We start from the raw sequence: 18,392 nt of genomic DNA on the forward strand, positions 1-18,392 counted from the left end.
GTGACCGTTCGGACCGAAGTGCCCAACGGGGCATCGAAGGTAACCGCGACCCGGGCCCTGCGGCCCGGGTCGCTGGTCACTGTCGCCGCCCTGCTCATGGTGGCGGCCACCCTCGTCCCGCTGGGCTACATCGTGTCCACGCTCGTCTCCACCGGCTGGCACGACACCGTGCACTTGGTGTTCCGGCCGCGCGTCGGCGAATTGCTGCGCAACACCGTCGAATTGGTGCTGCTGACCGTCCCGATCTGCGTGACGCTCGGCGTCGGCCTGGCCTGGATCGTGGAACGCACCGACGTCTGGGGCACGGCCTGGTGGGGGCCGATCTTCGCGGCCCCGTTGGCGGTTCCGGCCTTCGTCAACAGCTACGGCTGGGTCAGCGCCATCCCGTCGCTGCACGGACTGTGGGGCGGGGTGATCGTCTCGACCGTCTCGTACTTTCCGCTGGTGTACCTCCCGGTCGCCGCGACCCTGCGCCGGCTGGATCCCGCGGTCGAGGAATCGGCTCGAGCCTTGGGCTCCGGGCCGCTCGCCGTCTTCGCGCGCGTCGTGCTGCCGCAGTTGCGGCTGGCCATTCTCGGTGGCGGACTGCTGATCTCGCTGCACCTGCTCGCCGAATACGGCGCGTTCGCCATGATCCGGTTCGACACCTTCACCACCGCCATCTTCGAGCAATACCAGTCGACCTTCGCCGGGGCGGCGGGCAGCACACTCTCCGGAGTGCTGGTGCTGCTGTGCCTGGTCCTGCTGGCCGGTGAGGCCGGGGTGCGCGGCCGGGCCCGCTACGCCCGCGTCGGCGCCGGCGCGCAGCGGGGCGTGAAGCGAATCCGGTTGGGGCTCGGCCAGATTCCCATGTTCCTGTTGCTGTTCGGTGCGCTGGCCGCCACCCTCGGGGTGCCGCTGTGGACCGTCGGGCGCTGGCTGAAGATCGGCGGCGCGGCCGTGTGGGACACCGGCGAGATCGGCGCATCCCTGGGCCAGACCCTCGGATTGTCCGCCGCCGCCGCGCTCATCACCACGCTGTGCGCCTTCCCGGTGGCCTGGGTCGCGGTGCGCTCGACCTCGCGGTTCGCGCGAATCATCGAGGGCGCCAATTACATCACCAGCTCGCTGCCGGGCATCGTGATCGCGCTGGCGCTGGTCACCGTATCGATCCGCTGGCTGCCCGCGTTCTATCAGACCGCGGCCACCATCCTGGCCGCCTACACGCTCATGTTCCTGCCGCGCGCACTGGTCAGCGTGCGCGCCGGACTGGCACAGGTGCCGGTGGGGCTGGAGGAGGCCTCGCAGGCGCTCGGAATCTCGCCCGCCGCAACGTTCTTCCGCGTCACTCTGCGTTTGACCGCACCGGCGGCGGCCGCGGCGGCGGCCATGGTGTTCGTGGCCGTGGCCACCGAACTGACCGCCACTCTGCTGTTGGCCCCCAACGGGACCCGCACCCTCGCCATGCAGTTCTGGCAGCTGTCGGGCGAATTGGATTACGCGGCGGCCGCGCCGTACGCGCTGATCATGATCGTCGCCTCGGTGCCGGTCACCTACCTGCTGTTCAACCGATCCAGGAAGGCGGCGGGACTGTGAGTCGTCTTGTCGTAGACCAGGTTTCCAAGACCTTCGGACACGCGCCGGTGCTCGACGGCATCGGCCTGGAGGTCGCCGACGGCAGCGCCACCGCGGTGGTCGGCTCCTCCGGATGTGGGAAAACCACCCTGCTGCGGGTGATCGCCGGATTCGAGAACCCGGACGCCGGATCGGTCTCCATCGGTGGGGAAACCGTTGCCCGGCAAGGGGTCTCGGTGCCCGCGCATCGCCGCCGGATCGGCTATGTCGCGCAGGACGGTGCCTTGTTCCCGCACCTGACCGTGGGACAGAACATCGCCTACGGACTGGGCGGCTGGAACGGCCGTCGCAAGCATCGGCAGCGGATCACCGAACTGCTGGAGATGGTTTCGCTGAACCCGTCCTACGCCGATCGCCGCCCGCATCAGCTCTCCGGCGGGCAGCAGCAGCGGGTCGCCCTGGCTCGGGCCATGGCTCGCAAGCCCACGGTCATGCTGCTGGACGAACCCTTCAGCGCCCTGGACACCGGCTTGCGTGCCGCCACCCGGCAGGCCGTCGCCGAAACCCTGCGCGCCGCGGGCATGACCAGCATCCTGGTCACCCACGACCAGGAGGAGGCGCTGTCGTTCGCCGATCAGGTGGCGGTCATGTGCTCGGGCCGCTTCACCCAGGTCGGCACCCCCGAGCAGGTGTACGCGGCCCCCGCCGACCTGTTCACGGCCGGATTCCTCGGTGACACAGTGCTCTTGGACGCCACCATCGGCGCCGAGACCGCCCAGACCGTGCTGGGTCGCATCCCGATCCAGGTGAACGCGCCCACCGGTGCGGGCGCGATCATGCTGCGGCCCGAACAGCTGCTGGCCCGCGCCGGCGGCAACGGCCACCCGGGGTGCGCGACCGTGCGCGCCATGGAATTCCGGGGTGCGGACGTGCTGCTCACGCTCGATCTCGACGGCTGCCCCGAACCCATCCAGGTGCGCCGGGTCAGCGTCGACGCACCGGCCGTCGGCGACCGGGTCGAGCTCGAAGTCCTCGGCGCGGCGGTCGCTTTCACCTCCGAACAGTGCGCCGCCGCCGGACGCGCCCCGGGCGGCGACACCGCCTCGGCCCCGGCCACGGTGCCCGACACCGCGGCGGTCTGAGCAAACCTGCGGGTCTGCGCTACGGCCCCGGAATGTGACTGAACGGTCGGTCGAGCACCTATATTGGCGCGGAGGCAGATTCGGTTCTGCTCGACTCGAAGGAGACCCGGTGCGTCGCACGCTGCTCATCACATCCGCTCTCGTCGCCGCGTGCGCCTGGGCTCCGCTGGCCGTCGCCGACCCGCCCGCCGATCCGGCGCTGAAGGTCCAGGCCGTCTATGGGCCCGAACAATTCCCCATGGCCGGAGTGGCCGCCGATATCTCGCCCTGCGGCGGCGGTGCGAACCTCGCCACGATCACCACCGGCACCGATGGCTCGGCCGTCTACCCCGGTGCGCCCGGCTGCTACCGGGTCCAGGTCAGTGCTCCGACCGGCTGCGCGCTCGACGGCGACGCCGCCCAGCAGGTCACCTCGATCCAGGGCGTCACGCCGCTGGCGACCTTCCGTTTCCGCTGCGCCTGAGACCCGTTTCCGCTGCTTCCGGGCTCACGCAACCGATGTGACCGATTGCACTTCTCAGAATTCACACAGGACCTGCCTGTTAATCTCGCCAACAGATAGCTGCTCGTTATTGCTGTAACGCGGAAGGCGTCGCATCACCGGAGGAAGGTGACGAGATGGGCGCGAAGTTCGCGTTGGCATACCCGCCGGGCGCGGACGCGCCCGGGAGGTTCCGCAGGTTCGCGGGCCCGGTGGAGACAACGGCCGCGCTGCTCGGGGCGGTGATCGCGGGACTCCTGCTGATGGCCCCGCTCGATCTCGTCGGGACCGAAGGTTCCGCGCTGCAACTGGATCTCATGGTGCTGAACATGCCGCGCGCGGCCGCGGCGGGTGCGGCATTCGCGGTGATATCGGCGGCCCTGGTGGTGGCGCTCGGGCGGCGCAGCGCGTGGATCGCCTCCTTCGGCAGCGCGGTGGTACTGGTCGTCAATCACCTCTGGAACCATGACGCCGCCATCACCGGGGCGATGACCACGGTCAACTACATCGACTCCATCTTCAGCGGCATCATGCTCGGCGCGCTCGCGGTGGCGGTCTTTGGCAAGCCGGTGGCGACCGGCGCCTATCTGATCGGGGCGTTGTCGGCGATCGTGATCGGCGACCAGACTTCGCTGCCGACGTCGGGCAAGAGCAATCCGCTCATCGAATGGGCCTCCGGCGCTACCCCACCTTTGTGGCTGGTGCTGCTCGCCGCCGTCCTGCTGGGGCTCGGTATCGCCGTGCAGCACACCGATCCCGGGGTCCAGGACGAGAACACGGATCTGGCGATCGGCCCGATTCTGTCTGCGCTGGTGCTGGTCACCGCGACCGCGCTCTCGACCGAATGGTTCGTGCGGCACTCAGGGACCGCGGCGCAGATCGGCGTGACGGTCGCCGTCACCGTGGTCGCGGCGGTGGTGGCGGCGCTGCTGCTGCCCGGGCGCGAGGGCACGCTGGTGCTGCTGTCGGTGGCGATCGCCAATGCGGGCAGTGCGATCATCGCTGTCCCGCGCCCGGATTGGAGTGCGCCGATTCCGGTGCTCGCCGTGATCGTCGGGCTCGCCGCCGGACGACGATGGGCCTCACCGTGGACCGCGCTGGCCGCGACCGGTGGCCTCGCGGTGTTCGCGGCGGGTACCGCCGACGTCGCCCACGCGCATGCCGTGCTCGCGGTGGTCGGGGTGACCCTCACCGCGCTGATCATCGGCTACTGCTTCGGTGCGGCGGTGCCGAAGACGGCGGGCAGCGCCGTGGTGGCGGTCGCCGTGCTGATCGTGCCCTGCCTGGTGGTTGCCTTGCGCGGCAGCAGTTTCGGGCGCATCGCCTATTCGCCGTACTGGTACCGGGATCCGGACGGCACCACGTCGGCGCTACCCGGCTGGATGGCGCTGGTGATCACGCTGGGCTGCGCGGCCGGGCTGGCGCTGCTGTGGCGGCTGCGTGCCCCGGGAGGCGCGATGGCGCGCCGGCCCTTGGGCCCGGCCGGCGGCGAGGCGGTCACGCCGCGGGTGATGCCGTTGCGCGAGGGCGTCCGAAACGTCGTACCCCAGGGCTAGTCTGGCCGCATGGCCGATACAGCACCCATGGACCCGGCGGTCGATCTGCTCGAACGCGCGGTCGCGCAATTGGGCGATGTCATCGCCGCTCTCACACCGGATCAGGCATTCCTGCCGACGCCGTGCGACGACTGGCAGGTCCGCCGGTTGCTCGATCACATCGTGGGCCAGATCCTGCCCGCCTTCCTCATCGCCGCCCGTGGCGAGATGCCGGATTGGTCCGCGCCGCCCGTGCCGCTCGACGACAACTGGGGCGAGGAGTACCGCATTCGCGCCGGGTGGCTGCTCGAGGTCTGGCGCACGGCAGACCTGGAGCAGCCGGTACCCGGGATGGGTGGACCGGCCCCGCTGCGCGGGCGCACCGATCAGCAGATCGCCGAATTCGCCGTGCACGCCTGGGATCTCACCCGGGCGACCGGGCAGGGGCGCACGCTCGACCCGGACCTGGCCGAGGCTGCCCTGGCCTGGTCGAAGCCGCTGTTGAAGCCCGAATTCCGCGGGCCGGGAAGGGCTTTCGGCCCCGAGGTGCCGATTGCCGCGGACGCGCCGATCTACGATCGGATGGCCGCCTGGTTCGGGCGCGACCCGGATTGGGCTGCCGACGCCTGAATCCGGGCTGCCGCGACCAGGGTCTCAGCGACCGAAACGAGTGCCCACCCAGGCGAGCGCGTCATTGAACGAAGCCTCCAGCACGCCGCGGTGATCGACGCCCGGATAGCCGCGGTACTGGACCGGCTGACCCCCGACGCGCTGCTGCGCGACCATGGCATCGGTGGCGAGCGCCGGCACCGTGGTATCCGCCCGGCCCTGCAGGACCAGTAGCGGCTGGGTGAAAGACAGTGCGCTGGGGTCGTTTTCGTTCAATACCCGAATCAGTCCCGACATGTCGCCATTGGGTAGGAAGACGTCGTCTGCGTTCAGTCCGCCCCACGAATCCGGTTGCCGCAGTTGGCCGATGCAGCCGGTGTCGGCCTGACCGAGCATGGATTGCGCACGGGGCGTGAGGAATCGGGCCGGATCCAGGTCGGTCACCGTCTGTGCGCCACGAATGATCAACGGCAGGAACGACACCGCCCGGCCGGTCAGCGGCGCGAGCGCGCCCGCCACACCCGCGGTGGTGGCCACCTGGGTGGCCTGCAACCCGAGGCCCTGATGGGAGGCGGGGGCCAGTGCCACCGAGCCCAGCAATTGCAGTTCCGGAGCCCACTGCTGGGCCTGCGCGTCGGTGAAGACGGCCGCCTGCCCGCCCTGCGAATGGCCCATGGCCACCCAGCGGGTTCCGATATCCGGATCGACTTGCCGTGCGGCCCGGGCCATATCGGTGACGGCCCGTTGTTCGGCGGTGCCGATCAGATACCCGTGCGGGTCGGAGCCACCCAGCCCCTGATAGTCGGTCTGCGCCACCGCGTACCCGGCCGCGATCCAGCGCTCCTGTACCCGGCGAACCAGCGACGTGTAGTCGTGCGCCGGGAAGTCCGGTGAGGTGTCCTGCGAGGGCGCGCAGACATCGGCCACACCGGTGGTGCCGTGCGCCCACGAGATCAGCGGCCAGCCGCCCGCCGGCGCGACGCCGTCCGGGACCGCCAGCGTGCCCGAGACCGCGACCGGACTGCCGTGCATATCGATCGACCGGTACAGGACCAGATAGTTACGCGCCCCCGCGAGCGCGGGATCGCCTGTGAGCGGCCTCAATTGGATCACCGACCCATGTGTCCCCGGCACCCGGTCCTCGGCAGGGGCGTAGAACGAGGCCGTATCCGTCGCCCCCTCCGGCCCCACCGCGCCGGCCGGCGCGGTGAGACTCAACCCCGCGACCGCGACCGCCAGCACCGTGGTGAACCCACCGGCGAGCGGGCGTGAGACGCGTCGCTGCGGCTGTTCGGCTCGGGCGCTCTGCTTTTCGGGCACCCATCAGAACATACCGGCCCGTCCCCATTTCACTCCGCAAGGCGCACAGCCGATTATGGGCGGCTCGACCCGAGAAACGCGCTCGCGGTGTCCGGTTGCCTCCTGCACAACCGGACACCGCGATGCAGGATCAACCTTCCCGCCCGGGCCGCCGATTCGGAATCCCAATCGGGCACGATGGCACGATAAGTCAGTCGTCGGGCGCGTCGCGGAAATGCGTAAGGCCCCGACCATGATTCAGGGTCGGGGCCTTACGTGGTGCCCTCGGCAGGATTCGAACCTGCGGCCTTCTGCTCCGGAGGCAGACGCTCTATCCCCTGAGCTACGAGGGCGGGGATGGTCCCGTCCGGTCTCCCGGTCGGGCGGGGAAAGCGTATCGCATAGCTTGCCGTGCACCAAAAACCGACACGGACCGGGCGTTTATGAAGCGCCCGGTCCGGCGGAATCAGTTCATCGGCAGTGGGGAAACCTTGCGCTCGGCGAGCATCTGGGTCATCAGATCGGCCTCGCTCTGCTGCGTTTTGGCCATGCTCTGCGCCAGCGTGCGCACCGCGTCGGTGTCCGCGCGCTGCTCGGCGTACTGGATCATCGGCATGCCGCCCTGGTGGTGGCGCAGCATGAGTTGCAGGAACAGGGTGTCCAGCGCGGTGCCGGTGGCCTTGCCGAGATCGGACATCTCCTGATCCGAGGCCATGCCGGGCATGGTCTGCACCGGACCCATGTGCATGGCGGTGCCCGTGTGCTCGTGCGCGGACATGTCGGTCATCCAGCCCATGTAGCCGTCGGGCGCGATGAACGGCTCGCTCCACTGCTGCAACCAGCCCTGCATGCGCCCGGCCTGATTGGCCTGCGTGGTCAGGATGTCGTAGGCCAGGCGCTTCACCGCCGGGTCGGTGGACCCGGACAGTGCGATGCCCGACATCTGGACCGCCTGCGCGTGATGCACCGACATGTCCTGGGAGAAGCCGACATCCACGGTCCCGGGCGTCTCCGGTTTGGTGTGCATGGCGTTACTGACCAGCAGGCCACCCAGGAATCCGGCCAGCAGCACGCCGACGATGCCGAGCATCAGCACCACCTGCCGCTGGTTGCGGCGGGGATGCTGGGCGGGCTCGGCGGCGGGCTCCGGCTCGGAGCTGCGATCGGGTACGTCGGACATGAACGGCGGCATTACTGCGTCGGAGCCGGCTGATCCGGCTGCGTCGGCGCGTCGGTCGGGGCGGGGATGGCCGGAATGCCCTCGGGCACGGTCGGGGAATCGGTCGGCAGGCTCAGACCGCCGGGCAGGCCCGGGATGCTGCCACCGGGCATGCCCGGAATGCCGCTGCCGCCCGCGCCGAGCTCGGACGGATCCGCCTGGATGCCCTTGCCGTCCATCGGGATCGCGTCGGCGCCCGGCGTGGTCGGGTCGAAGGGCGGCGGGTTGTTGGCGTCGAAGGTCGGGTTCGCGCAGTCCGCGCCGACCTCGGGGTAGGTGTTCTGGTTCAGGCGCAACGCGGTGATGAACTCCTTGACCCGCGCGTCATCGGCACTGTCCAGCTTGAGCTGGTGGCCCCACGACTGCAGCGAGATCGGCTTGTCCAGGCCGGGGTACGGCGACATCAGCATGTAGGGCCGACCCTTGACCATGCGCTTGAGCTCATCGACGCCGCTGCCGCCGACCTTGTCCGGGTTGTAGGCGATCCAGACGGCACCGTGCTCGAGCGAGTGCACGGCGTTCTCGGTGCGAATCGCCTTGCTGTACACCACGCCGGTGCACGCCGCCCAGGAGCCGTCGTGCGGTCCACCGAAGGGCGGGGACTGGTCGTAGGCCACCCGCTGCTTGGCGGTGATGTGGATACCGGCCGGGTATTCCTTCTTGACCACACCCTGGATCTTGTCGGAGGGATCCTTCTGCTGCGGGGTGGGCACGAAGTCCTTGACGTCGGTCTGCGCCGCGGTGGTCTCCCGGCGATCCTCGATCCGGGGCACGATCACCCAGGCGATGCCGCCGATCAGGGCGAGGACACAGACGACCGCCCCGATCATCATCCACGGGATCTGGCGTTTGCCGCCGAGTCCGCCGCCACCGCCCCTGCGGGACGACCCGGCCGATTTGCCCGCGGCCTTGATGGCCTTGGCCGACTTGGCACTGGTCTTGCTCGGCATGCTTTTTGTGCTCTCTTCGACGTGTCGGACAATCAAACGACGCGGCCGCATCGTTTGCTGGGCACCTGCCCGGTGGTGCCCGCGCGCGGCGTACACCTGCTCGGACCATAGGATAGTGACTCGTGACTCCAGCTGACCTTGCAGATCTCCTTCGTGCTACCGCGGCGAAGGTACTTGTCGAACGTGGATCCGACCCTGCGGTCCTGCCCGACGAGGTCAAGGTGGAGCGTCCCCGCAACCCCGAGCACGGTGACTATGCCACGAATGTGGCCATGCAGGTAGGGAAGAAAGCGGGAATGAATCCCCGCGACTTCGCAACCTCGCTCGCCGAAGCGCTGTCGCAGGCCGAGGGCATCGATGCCGCCGAGGTCGCCGGACCTGGCTTTTTGAACATTCGCCTGGCCAAGGCCGCGCAGGGCGCGATCGTGGAGAAGATCCTCGCGGCCGGTGAAAAGTTTGGTACGGCGGACACTCTCGCGAACCAGAAGATCAACCTGGAATTCGTTTCCGCCAACCCGACCGGCCCCATCCACCTGGGCGGCACCCGCTGGGCCGCCGTTGGTGACGCGCTGGGCCGGATCCTGTCCTCGCAGGGCGCGGACGTCACCCGCGAGTACTACTTCAACGACCATGGCGCGCAGATCGATCGGTTCGCCAATTCGCTCGTCGCCGCCGCCACCGGGCAGCCGACGCCGGAGGACGGCTACGCGGGCGCGTACATCAACGACATCGCGGACACCCTCGTGCAGGCCAATCCCGGAGTGCTGGAACTCCCGGAGACCGAGCGCCACGAGCTGTTCCGCCGCGAGGGCGTCGAGCTGATGTTCGCGCAGATCAAGCAGAACCTGCACGAATTCGGCGTCGACTTCGACGTGTACTTCAACGAGAGTTCGCTGTTCGCCTCGGGCGCGGTCGAAAAGGCCATCGAGACGCTGAAGGCGTCCGGCAAGCTCTACGAGAAGGACGGCGCCTGGTGGATCGCCTCCACCGAGTACGGCGACGACAAGGACCGCGTCGTCATCAAGAGCGACGGCAACTCCGCCTACATCGGCGGTGACATCGCCTACTTCCAGAACAAGCGCTCGCGTGGCTTCGACCTGTGCATCTACATGCTGGGCGCGGACCACCACGGCTACATCGGCCGGCTGAAGGCCGCCGCGGCCGCCTTCGGCGACAACCCGGACACCGTCGAGGTGCTCATCGGCCAGATGGTGAACCTGGTCAAAGACGGTGCCGCCGTGCGGATGTCGAAGCGTGCGGGCACGGTCGTCACGCTCGATGACCTGGTCGAGGCGATCGGCGTGGACGCCTCGCGGTACTCGCTGGTGCGTTCCTCGGTGAACTCCAGCATCGATATCGACCTGGACCTGTGGACCAAGGCCGACAGCGAAAACCCGATCTACTACGTGCAATACGCGCACGCCCGCACCAACCAGATCATCGGCAATGCCGCCGCCTTCGACTTCGCCGCGGTGACACCGGACTTCGCGCTGCTCACCGACGACCGCGAGGGTGAGCTGGTTCGCACCCTCGGCGAGTACCCGCGGGTGGTGGCCACCGCCGCCGAAACCCGTGAGCCGCACCGGGTAGTGCGCTACCTGGAAGAGCTGGCCGGGGCGTATCACCCCTTCCAGTCCGACAAGACGCTGCGCGTCATCCCGCAGGGCGACGACGCTGTCAGCCCTCTCAATGCCACCCGCCTCGAGCTGGTCAAGGCGACCCGTCAGGTTCTCGCCAACGGCCTCGGCCTGCTAGGCGTCTCTGCCCCGGAGCGTATGTAAATGAGTGCCCACCCCGCCGGTCCGCGTCACGCGGACATCCCGCACGCCCCGACCCTGTCGGAGCGCCCCAGCGCCCCCGCGCAGATGATCGAGCTGCCCGCGAACGTGTGGCCGCGCAACGCCTCCCGCGACGCCGACGGCGTGGTGCGGCTGGCCGGTGTGCCGGTGCACGAGCTGGCCGCCGACTACGGCACCCCGCTGTTCGTCATCGACGAGGACGACTTCCGTTCCCGCTGCCGGGACATGGTCCGCGCCTTCGGTGCCGGTGCGCGAGTCCACTACGCCTCCAAGGCGTTCCTGTGCGGCGAGATCGCCCGCTGGATCCGCGACGAGGGTCTGCACCTCGATGTCTGCTCCGGCGGCGAGCTGGCGGTCGCGCTGCACGCCGGGTTCCCGGCCGAGCGAATCGCCCTGCACGGCAACAACAAGTCGGTGCCGGAGCTGGAGCTCGCGGTCGAGGCGGGCGTCGGCGACGTGGTCGTCGACTCGCTGATCGAGATCGAACGCCTCGAGGCCGTGGCCAAGCGCGCGGGCAAGGTGGTCGACGTGCTGGTGCGCGTCACCGTCGGCGTGGAGGCCCACACCCACGAGTACATCTCGACCGCGCACGAGGACCAGAAGTTCGGCTTCTCCATCGCCAGCGGCGATGCCATGCAGGCCATCGCCCGGGTCTTCGAATCCGACAACCTGCGCCTGGTCGGCCTGCACTCGCACATCGGCTCGCAGATCTTCGAGATCGACGGCTTCGAGATCTCCACCCGCCGCATGCTGGGCCTGCTGCGCGAGGTCGCCGACAAGTTCGGCATGGACCGCGCCGCCCAGGTGAAGGTGCTGGATCTCGGTGGCGGCCTTGGTATTTCGTACCTGCCGCACGAGGATCCGCCCGCCCTGTCCGATTTCGCCGCCAACCTGCGCCGCATCGTGGCCGAGGAGGCCGAGCGGGCCGGGCTGCCCATGCCGACCATCGCGGTCGAGCCGGGCCGCGCCATCGCGGGCCCCGGCACCGTCACCCTCTACGAGGTGGGCACCATCAAAGATGTTGTGCTGGATGGCGGTAATCGTCGACGCTATGTCAGCGTCGACGGCGGCATGAGTGACAACATCCGTCCGGCCCTGTACCAGGCCGAGTACGACTGCCGTCTGGTCTCGCGTTCCAGCGAGGCCGGTCCGGTGGTGGCTCGGGTGGTCGGAAAGCATTGCGAGAGTGGGGATATCGTCATCCGCGATACCTGGCTCCCGGCCGATGTGGGCCCGGGCGACCTGGTGGCGGTCGCGGCTACCGGCGCGTACTGCTACTCGATGTCGAGCCGCTACAACCTGCTCACCCGGCCCGCCGTGGTCGCTGTGCGGGATGGCAAGGCGCGCTTGATTCTTCGCCGTGAGACGGTGGAGGACCTACTGAGCTTGGAGGTGAAGGCATGACCGAGAACAAGACTGGCGTGTGGGGACAGGATCATCCCATTGGCGTCGCCGTCCTCGGCATGGGCACGGTCGGCACGGAGGTGGTGCGGATCATTCGCGACCATGCTGACGACCTGTGCAACCGGGTCGGCGCTCCTGTCGTGCTGCGCGGTGTCGCCGTGCGCGACCTGACCAAGGACCGCGGCCTGTCCGCCGACCTGCTCACCACCGATGCCGAAACCCTGGTCACCCGTGACGATGTCGACATCGTCGTGGAGGTCATGGGCGGCATCGATCCCGCTCGCGCCCTCATCAGTGCCGCCCTCAACGCGGGCAAGTCGGTCGTCACCGCCAACAAGGCGCTGCTGGCCGATTACACCGGCGAACTGGCCGCCGCGGCCGAGAACCACCGCGCCGACCTGTATTTCGAGGCCGCGGTCGCGGGTGCCATCCCGGTGATCCGCCCGCTGATCCAGTCGCTGTCCGGTGACCGGGTCAACCGCGTGGTCGGAATCGTCAACGGCACCACCAACTTCATTCTCTCCGCGATGGCCGAGACCGGCGCGGACTACGACGACGTGCTGGCCGAGGCCACCCGCCTGGGCTACGCCGAGGCCGATCCGACCGCCGACGTCGAGGGCTACGACGCCGCCGCCAAGGCCGCGATCCTCGCCTCGGTCGCCTTCCATACCCGCGTCACCGCCGGCGATGTCTACCGCGAGGGCATCTCCAAGATCACCTCCGAGGATCTGGAGACCGCCGCGGCCGTCGGCTGCACGGTGAAACTGCTGGCCATGGCCGAGCGCGTCAGCGACGAGGACGGCAAGGACAAGGTCTCCGTCCGCGTCTACCCGGCCCTCATCCCGCGCAAGCACCCCCTCGCCGCGGTCAGCGGCGCGTTCAACGCCGTGGTCGTGGAGGCCGAGAACGCCGGTCGCCTGATGTTCTACGGCCAGGGCGCCGGCGGCGCGCCGACCGCGTCGGCCGTGATGGGCGATGTGGTGATGGCGGCGCGCAACAAGTTCTTCGGTGGCCGTGCCCCGGGCGAATCGGTTTATGCTGAGCTGCCGATCGCTTCGATCGGCGACACCCCGACCCGCTACCACGTGAACCTGCAGGTAGCCGACCGCACCGGTGTGCTGGAAGCGGTCGCGGGAGAATTCGCCAAGCATCATGTGAGCATCTCGACGGTCCGCCAGGAGGGCCATGATGAGGGCGCACGCCTGGTCGTGGTGACCCACCACGCGCAGGAATCCGCGCTGGCGGATACCGTTGCCGCGTTGGCCGAACTGGACTCCGTCACGTCCGTGACCAGTGTTCTGAGATTGGAAGGCACCGAGGAATGAGTGCAACCGCACGAGCTGCTGCGGCTGGCCGGAAAGAAGATACTGCCGTGCATACCCCTTGGCCGGGTCTGATCGACGCGTACCGGGATCGGCTGTCGATTCCCGCCGATTGGAAGGCCGTCACTCTCTTCGAGGGCGGCACCCCGCTGGTGCCCGCGCATCACCTTTCCGAGCTCACCGGCTGCGAGGTGTACCTCAAGGTCGAGGGCGCGAACCCGACCGGCTCGTTCAAGGACCGTGGCATGACCATGGCCATGACGGACGCCAAGTACAACGGCAAGACCGCCGTGCTGTGCGCCTCCACCGGCAACACCTCGGCCTCGGCCGCGGCGTACGCCACCCGGGCCGGTCTGCACTGCGCGGTGCTGATCCCGTCGGGCAAGATCGCCATGGGCAAGCTGGCCCAGGCGGTCATGCTGGGCGCGAAGATCATTCAGGTGGACGGCAACTTCGACGACTGTCTCGAGCTGGCCCGCAAGGTCACCTCGGACTTTCCCGAGGTCGGCCTGGTGAACTCGGTGAACCCGGCCCGCATCGAGGGTCAGAAGACCGCCGCCTTCGAGATTGTCGACGCGCTGGGCAAGGCCCCCGATGTGCACGTGCTGCCGGTCGGCAATGCGGGCAACATCACCGCGTACTGGAAGGGCTACAGCGAGTACTTCGCCGACGGCACCAGCACCTCGCGCCCGCGCATGCTGGGCGTGCAGGCCGCGGGTGCCGCGCCGCTGGTCAACGGTGCTCCGGTGCTGAACCCGGAGACCATCGCCACCGCCATCCGGATCGGTGCGCCCGCGTCCTGGAATCAGGCCGTGGCCGCCAAGGAGGAGTCGGGTGGCGCGTTCCGCGCGGCCACCGATGACGAGATTCTCGCCGCGTACCGCCTGGTCGCGGCCAAGGAAGGCGTCTTCGTGGAGCCCGCCTCCGCCGCGTCGGTCGCCGGTCTGCTGGCCGCGCGCGCCGAGGGCTGGCTGGATTCCGGTCTCACCGTGGTCTGCACCGTGACCGGCAACGGTCTGAAGGACCCGGACAATGCCCTCAAGGGCATGCCCGAGGTCAAGCCCATCGCGGTCGACCCGGTCGCCGTGGCGCACGAGCTCGAGCTGGCCTGAGTTGAATTCGCGCGACGCTCAACTCATGACGCGGACGCTGCCCGCCGGAATCTCCGTCACCGTGCGGGTTCCGGCGTCCAGCGCCAATCTGGGTCCGGGTTTCGATTCCCTCGGAATCGCTTTGGGGCTCTACGACGAGATCATCGTGTCCACCACGGACTCCGGTCTCACCATCCGGGTCGAGGGGGAGGGCGCCGACGATGTGCCCTGGGGCCCTTCGCATCTGGTGGTGCGGGCCATCGAGCGCGGCCTGCAGGCCGCGGGCGTGTGGGCCGACGGTCTGGATGTGGTGTGCCGCAACGTGATTCCGCATTCGCGGGGCATGGGTTCCTCCGCCTCGGCCGCCGTCGGCGGTCTGGCGGCCGGGCGCGGATTGGCCGCGAAGTTCGATCCCGAACTGGCCTACGGCGATGACGTGCTGGTGCAACTGGCCGGTGAATTCGAAGGCCACCCGGACAATTCATCCGCCAGCATTCTGGGTGGATTCGTGGTGTGCTGGACCGAAACCGACCGTTCGGCGGACGAAAACGGCAGTGGGGACGCGCATCACGCCCGCGTGTACCGGGCGGTTCGGCTGGAACCGCATCCCTCGCTGCGGCCCGTGGTGCTGATTCCCGAAGAGCGTTCCGCCACCGCCCACACCCGTGGTTTGCTCCCGGAAACGGTTCCGCACGTCGACGCGGCCTTCAATGCGAGCCGTTCCGCGCTCGCGGTAGTCGCCTTGACGCAACGTCCCGACCTGCTGCTTCCCGCCACGGCGGACCGGCTACACCAGGGCTACCGCGCGTCGGCCCTGCCGTTGACCACCAAATGGGTGGAGCGCTTGCGCGCCGCGGGCATCGCGGCCACCGTATCGGGTGCGGGACCGACCGTGCTCGCCTTCGCGACCAGCGAATTCCCGGAAGAACTGCGCGAACTCGCGATTGCGGACGGCATGCGCGTACTGGAGCCGGGCATCGCCGGTGGAGTATTGGTCGATTGACAGCGCGCCTGCCTTGCCGATGCAAAAGGTGGGAGCTATCCTGAGCGAGTCCGTACATCGTGCGCGTCAGACGCCGGTGCTTCATCAGGGCAAATCGCTCCAGAGGCTCCTTGCTCAGGCTCGAGGCTTGAGGCTCGAAACTTGGGGGTAGCCAGTCAACTGGAATGATCTCTCCCACCTTCTTTCTTGGTGGCGGAGCCCACGTGGTGGCGAACCCACCGGCCCGGCGGGACAGGCGATACGGCATCCGAGTTCGGCACGAGACCGGACTGCAGGAGGAACCCTCGAACAGGCACACGGCGGTCGAGGGAAGGAAAGGATTTCCGTGACAGATACGGACCTGCTCGCGACACCCGGGACGGATAGCGATTCAGCGTCCTCGGGTAGCCGCGAAAGTGACTCCGGACAGATTTCGAAGATGAGCGAACAAACTGACGTCGCACGATCGGGGCTGACTGGAATGTTGTTGCCGCAGTTGCGTGCACTTGCGGGAGAGCTCGGTATCCGGGGCACTTCCGGGATGCGTAAGGGTGATCTCATCGCCGCTATCAAGGAGAACCAGTCCGGGGGCGCGAGCGCCAAGCCGGCCACCGGCAAGGCCACGCGGAACGCGAAGGCCAAGGGTGAGGACGCGCCGGCCGGTGGGGAGTCCGCGTCGGTCCAGGTCGCTCCGGCCGCCGACCCCGCTCCGGCTCCGGCCGAGGTGAAGGCGGAGGCTCCGGCCAACCGTGCCGAGAAGGCCGAGGCGCGCCAAAACGCTTCGGAGACTCGCGAATCCAAGCGCGAGGAGGGCGAGAACGTCCGCGCCGAGGGCGGCGATTCCGAGTCCGCTCAGGACGGTCGCGATGGCGGCCAGCGTGGCCGTGGTCGTCAGCGTCGGGGCCGCGAGCAGCGCGGTGCCAATGCCGAGAACACCACCGCCGAGGCCCCCGCCGCCGACAAGGGCGAGCAGGAGGGCGGCGAGCGTCGTCGCGATCGCGGCAACCAGGGCGAGCGGAACAACCAGGGCGAGCGCAACAATCAGCGCAACGACCAGGGTGAGCGCAACAACAGCCAGGGCGAGCGCAACAACCAGCGCAACGACCAGGGTGAGCGCAACAGCAACGGGGGCCAGCAGAACGGCGCCGGTCGCAACAACCGCGACAACCGGGACAACCGCGTGGAGGACGACGAGGAAGGTGGCCGCGGCCGCCGGGGTCGTCGCTTCCGTGAGCGTCGTCGCGGGCGCGACCGTGAGGGCGTCGCCACCGGTGGCGGCGAGGCGCGCGAGATGGAGATCCGCGAGGACGACGTCCTGCAGCCGGTCGCCGGCATCCTGGATGTCCTCGACAACTACGCGTTCGTCCGCACCTCCGGCTACCTGGCCGGGCAGAACGACGTGTACGTGTCGATGAACCTGGTCCGCAAGAACGGCCTGCGCCGCGGTGACGCCATCACCGGCGCGGTGCGCGCTCCGCGCGACGGCGATCAGAGCAACCAGCGCCAGAAGTTCGATCCGCTGGTGCGTTTGGACACGGTCAACGGTGGCGATGTCGAAAGTGCCCGGCGCCGACCGGAATTCAACAAGCTCACCCCGCTGTACCCGAATGAGCGCCTGCGCCTGGAAACTCAGCAGAACAAGCTGACCACGCGCATCATCGACCTGATCATGCCGATCGGTAAGGGCCAGCGTGCGCTGATCGTGTCCCCGCCCAAGGCGGGTAAGACGATGGTCATCCAGGACATCGCCAACGCGATCGCCACCAACAACCCGGAGTGCTACCTGATGGTGGTGCTGGTGGACGAGCGTCCCGAGGAAGTGACCGATATGCAGCGCTCCGTGCGCGGCGAGGTCATCGCCTCCACGTTCGACCGTCCGCCGAGCGATCACACCTCGGTCGCCGAGCTCGCCATCGAGCGGGCCAAGCGTCTGGTGGAAGCGGGTCAGGACGTTGTCGTGCTGCTCGACTCGATCACCCGATTGGGTCGTGCCTACAACAACTCGTCCCCGGCCTCGGGTCGAATCCTTTCCGGTGGTGTGGATTCCACCGCGCTGTACCCGCCCAAGCGGTTCCTCGGCGCGGCCCGCAATATCGAGAACGGCGGCTCGCTGACCATAATCGCCACGGCGCTGGTCGAGACCGGCTCCACCGGTGACACGGTCATCTTCGAGGAGTTCAAGGGCACGGGTAACGCCGAGCTCAAGCTCGATCGCAAGATCGCCGAGCGCCGGGTGTTCCCGGCGGTCGACGTGAACCTGTCGAGCACCCGTCGCGACGATCTACTGATGTCGCCGGACGAGGCGGCGGTGCTGCACAAGCTGCGGCGCGTGCTGTCGGGTCTCGACTCGCATCAGGCGATCGACCTGATGGTCGACCGGTTGAAGAAGACCAAGAGCAACATCGAGTTCCTGATGACCGTTTCGAAGACCGCACCCGGTGCGATCGACGAATAAGCCTCGCGCACAAGGTCATCGGCCTTGCACAGCAGGTCATTGACGACGACGGCCCCGCTTCGGCGGGGCCGTCGCCGTATCTCCGGGCTGAAGAAGAAAACGCCGATCATTGCCGCACCGGCGATCATGAAGCCGAGGATGAGCGCGGTCACGGCACCGGAGACATTCGGTGCCGTGACCGCTGTGTAGGTGAGTGTGGCGTCCCCCCGCGGTGGGATTGGGGCCGAGCTCAGGGGCCCCACCGCGTTACCGGACTCTCCGGGAGCCATCCACCAGCCCGTCACGATCAGCAGTGTCAGGGTGACCAGGACCCCCGTCGCGACGACTTCCGCGTGCCGCCGATGTGCCCTCCCGGCTTCGGCGTGCGCGGTGGCGGGGGACAGGCCCCCGGTCGTCGCGTCCTTCCTGGTCACTGCTGTCCTTCCGATCGTCTCGGGACTCTCACCTGGACAAACTCTATGAACACGGGTGTTCGTATTCCCGAGTAGCGAGCTACTCGACTTCCAGCGTCACTCGAGCCGGGGGAATATGCGTGCCCGTAGTTTCTTGG

General features: G+C 68.5%; 15 protein-coding genes and 1 tRNA gene. 11 read left to right on the top strand and 5 right to left on the bottom strand.

Annotation, left to right across the window (positions count from 1 at the left end; genetic code table 11):
• The 5 genes from ACFXHA_RS42250 (at position 1) to ACFXHA_RS42270 (ending at position 5,342) form a co-directional block, all read left to right on the top strand.
• Positions 1 to 1,575 (top strand): ABC transporter permease, encoded by a 1,575-nt coding sequence (locus ACFXHA_RS42250; RefSeq protein ID WP_379366519.1) that lies wholly within the window; start codon positions 1 to 3, stop codon positions 1,573 to 1,575.
• Entirely contained in the window at positions 1,572 to 2,696 is a 1,125-nt protein-coding gene (locus tag ACFXHA_RS42255) for an ABC transporter ATP-binding protein (protein ID WP_379366521.1), read from the top strand. Before ACFXHA_RS42250 ends, ACFXHA_RS42255 begins: the two co-directional genes overlap by 4 nt.
• Positions 2,697 to 2,805: 109 nt before the next feature.
• Positions 2,806 to 3,159 carry a hypothetical protein gene (locus tag ACFXHA_RS42260; protein WP_379366523.1) on the top strand — a complete coding sequence of 118 codons (354 nt, stop codon included), beginning with the start codon at positions 2,806 to 2,808 and terminating at the stop codon, positions 3,157 to 3,159.
• 155 nt (positions 3,160 to 3,314) lie between these two features.
• On the top strand, positions 3,315 to 4,733 hold the full coding sequence (locus ACFXHA_RS42265; protein ID WP_379366525.1) for a hypothetical protein: 1,419 nt from the start codon (positions 3,315 to 3,317) through the stop codon (positions 4,731 to 4,733).
• 9 nt (positions 4,734 to 4,742) lie between these two features.
• Positions 4,743 to 5,342, top strand: coding sequence for a TIGR03086 family metal-binding protein (locus tag ACFXHA_RS42270; RefSeq protein WP_379366527.1), 600 nt, complete (start codon positions 4,743 to 4,745; stop codon positions 5,340 to 5,342).
• A 24-nt stretch (positions 5,343 to 5,366) separates the two neighbouring features.
• Here ACFXHA_RS42270 and ACFXHA_RS42275 read toward each other — a convergent pair whose 3' ends face one another.
• The 4 genes from ACFXHA_RS42275 to ACFXHA_RS42290 all read right to left on the bottom strand — a co-directional run bounded on the left by ACFXHA_RS42275 (position 5,367) and on the right by ACFXHA_RS42290 (position 8,789).
• Positions 5,367 to 6,641: an alpha/beta hydrolase family protein gene (locus ACFXHA_RS42275; protein ID WP_379366529.1), complete on the bottom strand. Its 1,275-nt coding sequence runs from the start codon at positions 6,639 to 6,641 to the stop codon at positions 5,367 to 5,369.
• Positions 6,642 to 6,897: 256 nt separating this feature from the next.
• Positions 6,898 to 6,973: transfer RNA gene (locus tag ACFXHA_RS42280), tRNA-Arg, on the bottom strand.
• Between the two features lie 113 nt (positions 6,974 to 7,086).
• A complete protein-coding gene (locus tag ACFXHA_RS42285; RefSeq protein ID WP_379366531.1) occupies positions 7,087 to 7,800 on the bottom strand; it encodes a DUF305 domain-containing protein in 714 nt (237 codons plus the stop codon).
• Positions 7,801 to 7,811: 11 nt separating this feature from the next.
• Complete coding sequence (locus tag ACFXHA_RS42290; RefSeq protein ID WP_379366533.1) at positions 7,812 to 8,789, bottom strand: DUF3105 domain-containing protein; 978 nt, start codon at positions 8,787 to 8,789, stop codon at positions 7,812 to 7,814.
• 122 nt (positions 8,790 to 8,911) lie between these two features.
• On the opposite strand from ACFXHA_RS42290, the gene argS reads away from it, so the two are divergent.
• The 6 genes from argS (at position 8,912) to rho (ending at position 17,842) form a co-directional block, all read left to right on the top strand.
• Positions 8,912 to 10,570 carry an arginine--tRNA ligase gene (gene argS / locus ACFXHA_RS42295; protein ID WP_379366535.1) on the top strand — a complete coding sequence of 553 codons (1,659 nt, stop codon included), beginning with the start codon at positions 8,912 to 8,914 and terminating at the stop codon, positions 10,568 to 10,570.
• Positions 10,571 to 11,992 carry a diaminopimelate decarboxylase gene (gene lysA, locus ACFXHA_RS42300; protein ID WP_379366537.1) on the top strand — a complete coding sequence of 474 codons (1,422 nt, stop codon included), beginning with the start codon at positions 10,571 to 10,573 and terminating at the stop codon, positions 11,990 to 11,992.
• The gene (locus ACFXHA_RS42305; protein WP_379366539.1) at positions 11,989 to 13,317 is read left to right on the top strand and encodes a homoserine dehydrogenase; all 1,329 of its coding nucleotides are present in this window, start codon (positions 11,989 to 11,991) and stop codon (positions 13,315 to 13,317) included. Before lysA ends, ACFXHA_RS42305 begins: the two co-directional genes overlap by 4 nt.
• Positions 13,314 to 14,426 carry a threonine synthase gene (gene thrC, locus ACFXHA_RS42310; protein WP_379366541.1) on the top strand — a complete coding sequence of 371 codons (1,113 nt, stop codon included), beginning with the start codon at positions 13,314 to 13,316 and terminating at the stop codon, positions 14,424 to 14,426. Before ACFXHA_RS42305 ends, thrC begins: the two co-directional genes overlap by 4 nt.
• Positions 14,427 to 14,451: 25 nt before the next feature.
• Entirely contained in the window at positions 14,452 to 15,408 is a 957-nt protein-coding gene (thrB, locus tag ACFXHA_RS42315) for a homoserine kinase (RefSeq protein WP_379366543.1), read from the top strand.
• 325 nt (positions 15,409 to 15,733) lie between these two features.
• Complete coding sequence (rho, locus tag ACFXHA_RS42320; protein ID WP_379366545.1) at positions 15,734 to 17,842, top strand: transcription termination factor Rho; 2,109 nt, start codon at positions 15,734 to 15,736, stop codon at positions 17,840 to 17,842.
• Here rho and ACFXHA_RS42325 read toward each other — a convergent pair.
• Positions 17,740 to 18,255: a hypothetical protein gene (locus ACFXHA_RS42325; RefSeq protein ID WP_379366547.1), complete on the bottom strand. Its 516-nt coding sequence runs from the start codon at positions 18,253 to 18,255 to the stop codon at positions 17,740 to 17,742. The two genes, rho and ACFXHA_RS42325, sit on opposite strands and share 103 nt — an antisense overlap.
• Positions 18,256 to 18,392: the final 137 nt, after the last annotated feature.

Origin of the sequence: Nocardia sp. NPDC059240 (assembly GCF_042753865.1) — a bacterium.
Taxonomy (GTDB): Bacteria; Actinomycetota; Actinomycetes; order Mycobacteriales; family Mycobacteriaceae; genus Nocardia.